This is a genomic window from Pirellulales bacterium (assembly GCA_036267355.1).
Lineage (GTDB): Bacteria > Planctomycetota > Planctomycetia > Pirellulales > DATAWG01 > DATAWG01.
Genome location: DATAWG010000079.1, coordinates 74923 through 81299, shown reverse-complemented (window position 1 = coordinate 81299; position 6377 = coordinate 74923). Strand labels below are relative to the sequence as shown.

Below are 6377 nucleotides of genomic sequence, written 5' to 3'. Positions count from 1 at the left end.
AGCGCCGCCCAGTAAAGCCCCTCGATGATCCGGGCCGAATTTCCGTGGCTGCTTTCCAAGAGCCCGTCCAGCGTGGGGCACGATTTGTCAAAATCGCCGCCGTTCATCAATCGCAGCACCTGCGGCACGCCATGGCCATAGTCGGGCAAATCCGGTTCGTCCGTCGTGTCGAACTGTTGCAAGAACATCCCCGCCGGGTTCTTATTCGCCTTCTTGCCTTCGCGGGCATACGGTTCCCCTTCCACCGCCTTATGCCCAAGCGCGGTCGAAAGCGAATTGAGCAGCACCTCGGCGCTCATGGTTTTGAGAGCCATGTGGCTGAACAGTTTTTCATCGCTCTCGTTGGCTTCGACCGTTTCGCTCGAGCGTTGATAGGCCTGCGAATTGCAGATGCAGCGGATCATGTGCTTGCGATCGTAGCCCGAGGCTCTGAACTCCTCGGCCAGCAAGCGGAGCAATTCGGGATGCGACGGCTCATTTCCCTGGCGAAAATCGTCGACCGGATCGACGATGCCGCGGCCGAAAAAATGGGCCCACAGCCGGTTGACGGCCGCGCGCGGGAATTCGTAGTTGTCGCTCGACGTGCACCAATCGGCAAATTGCACCCGCAGCGGCTGGCCATCCGCGGCGAACGCTGGTCCGTCGGGAAATTTCGCCGTTACGGTGAGGCCCGCCTTTTCCGGGATTTCGATCGCGCCGTCGCCGGCCGCGCCTTCGCGCACCGCCGGATCGCCGTTTCCCTTTTTCAACGCTTTCTTCTTGGCATGAGCAAAATCGACTTTGCCGAAGAATGCCACCATCGACCAGAAGTCGGTCTGCTTGAAACCGGTGAAGGGATGGTTGTGGCATTCGGCACATTGATATTGCACGCCCAAGAACCGATGCGTGGCCGTCGCCAGCGCCGCTTGCGGCTTGAGCTTCTCCTGCTTGTCTTCAAGCACCGCGCTGCCGAACCAGAACACCGTGGCCGGGTTGCCATTTCGATCGCCGCTGGCCGTCAGAATATCACGGACAATCTGGTTCCAGCCGCGATTCCGGTTGAACTCATCGGCCAACCAATCGGCAAACGAATGACGAATGAGCTTGCGATTGTCGTCGTTGGGGGTCACCAGCAGGTGATACCAGATCGTGCCGAAGTTCGTGCCGTAATTGGGACCGGCCAGCAGTTCGTCGATCAATTTTTGCCGCTTGTTGGGTGATTTGTCGCCTGCAAACGCCGCTGCCCGCTGGGCGGTGGGAATCCGGCCGACGATGTCCAACGTCGCGCGGCGGATGAATTCGTTGTCGCTGGCCGGAAGCGATTCGGGAATCTTGGCTTCGACCAGTGCCGCCGAGATCTCGTGGTCGACGGCCGCGGCAACCGTCGTCCAATCGCGGAGGTCGGACGGATTGGCAACCGGTTTCGCCGGTTTGGCCGCCGCGGGCTGCTGGTGCTTGCCGGGCCTGGCAGCCGAAAGAATACCGCCGAAAATCGCCAGCACGACCGCCACGGAACAGCAGCAAATCTTCAACACGGCATGTCTCTCCGTCGGATTACTTTTCATTCCGGTTTCTTAGCTTTGTGCGCATTCGCTCGGTTGCCGGCTTCCAGCGCGCCACGGATCACGGTTTGCTCCGATTTGGAGACCGAGGCGAGCAGCAACTTCAACGCGTCGTGCCGGTGTTGATCGCCTTCCACGAGCGCCGATAGCCGATGCCGCACTTCCGACGACGGCGAATCGTTGACCTTGGCTTGCTCGAGGGTCGCTTGAATCACGCGATCGACCCTGGCGTAGTGCCGGGTGAAATTGCGGAGTTTGGTTTGCTTGCCGTACTTGGCCGTGTGCTGGATTCGCATCAACAGCTTATCTGCCACGGCGGAAAGCCGTTCGGTCGCGGCGATTTGGTCGGCGTGCTTGGTGAGCCAATCGGCGTTGTCCAACAGCGTTTTGGCAAATTCGGCCTCGTCAGGCGAAACTGCCGGGGAAGCGGCCTCGGTCCGCAATTGATCGACCGACGCCAAATAGATCCTTTCCCGATCGAACTCCGGCACCTCCGCCAGCGCGACGTTCCAATCCAACAGCCGATCGAACAAGTCCGGAGCGGTGCGGGCCTTCGGATCGAGCAGCGACCGGGGCAGCGCCAGATATACTCCCACCCCGATCGCAAGCACGGCGGCCGCCGCAATCGCCCAGCGGACAAGTTTGCTCCCTCTCGCCTTGGCCCAAAGCGGACGCACCGGCGGAGCGCGATCTGCCGGGCTTGCAACCGCCCGATTCAAATCATAGTGCTTCGGCGTTCGCAGACTCGGCGGCAACGGCATCGCACGCCAATCGGCTTCGATCCGCTCGATCTGCTCGGCCACTTCGCGGCAAGCCATGCAAACCTCTAGATGCTCGGCCACGCCTTCCGGCATTTGAGCCGGTTCGGCCGCCTCGAAGAGCCAATTTTGAGCATCCGAACATCGCATATAACGGTCCGACGCGTGAGGGTTCGGGTGCCACTGCTGGCCTGTACAGCAGTGAGCGTCACACAGCGGGTCACACTGCTGGACGAGCCAACAGTGGCACTCAAGTGTTCCAACTCAATCGCTACTTAATACTGAGCGCCATGTTGAGATTGGCAATCGCGTCGGAAACCTGGGTGCCGGCCTTGGGATGACTTGATGGAATTTGCGATTGCACGGTCTTCAAAATCCCCAGGGCTTTGCTCAATTGTCCGTCGGACATGGCCTGCGCTTCCTTGGCCTTCGGCTCGTGAACCTTCGCATGTTTCTTGACCGCCGGGGTCGTCGTGGCGGAGACGGCTACCGTGCTTTTCTCGCTGTGCTTCCCTTCCAATTCGCGGATCGCCCGATGCACCTCTTCCGCGGCCTTGACGCGATGGCCGTCGTAATCGTGGTCGGCCTCGACCAGTAGCTTATGGGCCGTTCGCAGTTCATGAAGGACCGTCGACTTTTCGCCGATGACCGCCGTGCGTGCAATCTTATTGGCAAAGGCGGTCGATTCGAGAGCCACAATCGCAACAAGCCCAAATGCCAAAACGCCAATTCCATAAATCCAGCGGCGAACCATAATCAAGACCTTTCGAGAAGAGAGGTTACTGCGCCTTGCCCATTGTCCCGTTCAAATTCAACTCTCGCCGCCCTCGCCAGCGCTTCGGGCGAGTATTCGGCGGCGAGCCTGCTACTGGTCCGAAGTTAGCCCTCTGCCAGCGCTATCACTTGCCGCGATTCGCCTTCACCGGCAGCTTGCCCAGCCGGGCGAGAAGCTTTCGCCGGGCTTGGCCCATGTGCCACCGGGCCGCTTCCTCGCTAACCTCGGCGATGTCGGCGATTTCGCGAAAGCTCAATTCCTCCGCGGCCCGCAAGTGAAAAACCAATCGCGTGGTATCCGGCAACTCCGCCATCGCCGCTCGCAACAACTCGACTTGCTCGGCCTGTTCCAATTTCTTGGCCGGATGCTCGGCCGATCCCGCCGGTTCGGCCACCAACGACTCAGTGCGGCGAACTTCGCGTCGCCGCCGCAAATCAAAAAACGCATTGCTGGCGATCCGCAGCAGCCAGGCCCGCTGGTTGCTGCCGGGCCGAAACGATCCGCGAGTTTTCCAGGCCCGCAAAAACGTCTCTTGGGCGAGGTCTTCGGTGTCGTGGCAATGGGCGGTGAGCCCGTGCAACAGCCGGCAGACCGCCGACCAATGCCGTTCGACCCAGGCCTGGAACGGTTCGCCACCGCCCGGATCAAGTCGGTCGCGTGGCCCGGCCTCGTCCAATTTCGCCTCGCTTCGCCCAAGTTCCAGCAACATCAACGTCCCAGCGGACGATTCGTGAGGCAGAATCCCAAACTTTCCCTCGGCTGGCTAGCGGCCAGTCCGCTAGGCCGCGGCTTGATAGAGGTATTTTTGGAAGCCGGCGAAGACTTTGCCGATGTCCTCGGGCCGGCCCAACTCCGCGATGGCGTCGGCAATGGCGTTATCGTATTTGAGCTTTGAGCAATGGCGACAGCTTTTCCTTGTCGAGCTCGTGTATGCCGACTTTCACATACTGCGACAGCACGAAGTCGAGAAATACCTGTTGTTTGGCGTGAAATGCGCAGCGATCGCCGTTTTGGCATGCGTCGCCCGCTCCTCGCGGGTCAGCGGCGCTGCGAGCGGAACTGCAATTCGTCGATATGGTCGATGATCTCGCGGAGGTTGTAGCCGCTGTGGATCTTGTTTTTGATTTCGCTGAAGATTTCGCCGATCTTGTATTCGATCGTGTTCGGACCGGTCGCTTTTTGCTTGAAACCGTGGAGATGCGGGAAGAGCTTTTTGTTGACGAAGTCGCACAGATCGTCGCCGGTCTGGGCCTTGTTGTGGTCGATCTGGCCGGTCTTATCCTTGGGCGCGGCCCAGCTTTCCCAGCGATATAGCTTGTCGAGAATGAACGAATATCGCTTGCCGACGAGAGCTGCTTCGTCGGCGCGGTCTTGCTCCAGGCTATCGAGGTATTTAAGGAAGAGAAGCCAGGAGGTTTGTTCCGTGTAGTCGAGCTCGGTGGTGCAACCGGCCTCTTTCCGGAGCACGTCGTCGATATTCTTGAACGCTTGCTCGAACATGGGGCCTGTGGGATTCGCGGGCGGCTCGTGGTACGCCGGCGCACCGTACCGGCAGACAGCCTAGAATACGGTGTCGGCAGCGCCGTTTCCAGGCCCAGACGGCGGGCGATTGGTTGCATCGCAAAGAATCGATCCGGCACGGCGATCAGAAATTTCTAGCGGCTGATCGTGAGCAGGCGGTGGACGCAGGTGACGGCCAGCGAGCCGTCGCCGACGGCGAAGCCGACGCGCTTCGTCGAGCCGGAGCGGATGTCGCCGGCAGCCAACACGCCCGGCACCGTCGTTTCAAGCGGACAAGGATCGCGATCCGCCCGCGGCCATAAGCCGGATCGCACGACGTCGGTGCCCGTCAATAGATAGCCATTGGCGTCGCGGGCGATTTCCGGCGGCAGCCATTGGGCCGACGGTTCAGCGCCAATGAATACGAACACCGCCGCGCAGGGCGCTTGGCGAGTTGTTTTGGAAGCGTTGTCCCGGAGGGTGATGGCTTCCATTCGGCGATTGCCGTGGATCGCTTCGACTTCGGTCTGCTCGTGGACGACGACGTTTCGCGAGGCCCGGATCCGGTCGGAAAGGTATTCCGACATGCCGGGCCCGAGCTTGCGGCGGATCAGCAAATGCACATTGCGCTGGGGGCAGCATTCCGCCAAAAACATGGCGGCCTGGCCGGCCGAGTTGCCCGCCCCGACCACGGCGACATCGGAGCGGTCGTAAAGATCGGCTTCGACGGTCGTGCAGGCATAATAGATGCCGGCGCCTTCGAAGCGATCCGCCCCGGCGGCTTCCAGCTTTCGCCAGCGCACGCCGATCGCCAGCAGCACCACGCGGCAGCGAATCTTTGCCCCGCAATCGAGATCGAGGGTGTGCAATTCTTCGACCGAACGCGCCGGCGTGAGCTGTTCGACCGCGACGGGGGCAACGATCTGCGCGCCGAATTTGAGCATTTGCAACACGCCGCGCGTCGCCAGATCGGCCCCGCTCAAACCGGCCGGAAAGCCGATGAAGTTTTCGATGCGCGACGAACCGCCCGCCTGCCCGCCCGGCCCGAGCCGATCGAGCATCAGGGTTGAAATCCCTTCCGATGATGCGTAGACGGCGGCGGCGATGCCGGCCGGGCCCGCGCCCACGATGGCCAGATCGACTTCCCGCGAAGGGCAGTGCCGCCAGATGCCGGCCTGGGCGGCCAGCTCGCGCAACGTTGGATTCAGGAGCACGGTGCCGTCGCCGCATTCGATCGCGGGCGTTTTTCGCGACGAGCCGAGCGCGGCCAGGGCGAGTTGCCCCTTCTCGGTTTCCGTGTCGTACCAAGTGAACGGGACGAAGTTCTTGTAGAGAAACTCGCGAACGATGTTCGTATCGCGGCAGTGCCCTGGCCCGACAACGCGCAGCCCCAGCGTGCCCATCCGCGACAACAATTCCCGCCGACGGGTGAACGCCGTGATCAACTTTTCGCCGAGGCTCGGCACACGATTGAGCAGGGCTCGCAACCGGCTGCGCGGAAGGCAAAGCGCGCGGGTTGGTCCGCGGGCCACGGCGGTCACGATCACCGGCCGGCCTGTGATGACGTCGATGTCGCCGGAGAATTCGCCGGCCTCATGGACGACGATCACGCGATGGTCGTCGGTCGGGTTTTGGATTTCGATCCGGCCGGATTCGACGACGTACAGGTCGATCTCCGCCTGGCCGGCCCGAAACACGACGTCGCCATCGGCGTAGTCGCGCGCTTCGGCCATCGAGCGAACCATCGCCAATTCCGCGCTATTGAGCTGCGGAAACGCGATTTCTTCTACATGGGCCATTCGC

At 61.5% G+C, this 6377-nt stretch carries 6 protein-coding genes; all 6 read right to left on the bottom strand.

Translation table 11 applies throughout. The features are described 5' to 3' along the window. Positions 1-1544, bottom strand: a 1544-nt coding sequence (locus VHX65_12765) for a DUF1549 and DUF1553 domain-containing protein (GenBank protein HEX3999415.1), incomplete at its 3' end; no start/stop codon positions are given. Continuing rightward, complete coding sequence (locus VHX65_12760; GenBank protein HEX3999414.1) at positions 1541-2449, bottom strand: hypothetical protein; 909 nt, start codon at positions 2447-2449, stop codon at positions 1541-1543. The genes VHX65_12765 and VHX65_12760, both read right to left, overlap by 4 nt. A gap of 121 nt (positions 2450-2570) precedes the next feature. Continuing rightward, positions 2571-3053 (bottom strand): hypothetical protein, encoded by a 483-nt coding sequence (locus VHX65_12755; GenBank protein HEX3999413.1) that lies wholly within the window; start codon positions 3051-3053, stop codon positions 2571-2573. Between the two features lie 145 nt (positions 3054-3198). Beyond that, the gene (locus VHX65_12750; protein HEX3999412.1) at positions 3199-3783 is read right to left on the bottom strand and encodes an RNA polymerase sigma factor; all 585 of its coding nucleotides are present in this window, start codon (positions 3781-3783) and stop codon (positions 3199-3201) included. A 329-nt stretch (positions 3784-4112) separates the two neighbouring features. Beyond that, positions 4113-4574: a type I restriction-modification system subunit M N-terminal domain-containing protein gene (locus VHX65_12745; protein HEX3999411.1), complete on the bottom strand. Its 462-nt coding sequence runs from the start codon at positions 4572-4574 to the stop codon at positions 4113-4115. 155 nt (positions 4575-4729) lie between these two features. Next, entirely contained in the window at positions 4730-6373 is a 1644-nt protein-coding gene (locus VHX65_12740; protein HEX3999410.1) for an FAD-dependent oxidoreductase, read from the bottom strand. Between the last annotated feature and the right edge of the window lie 4 nt (positions 6374-6377).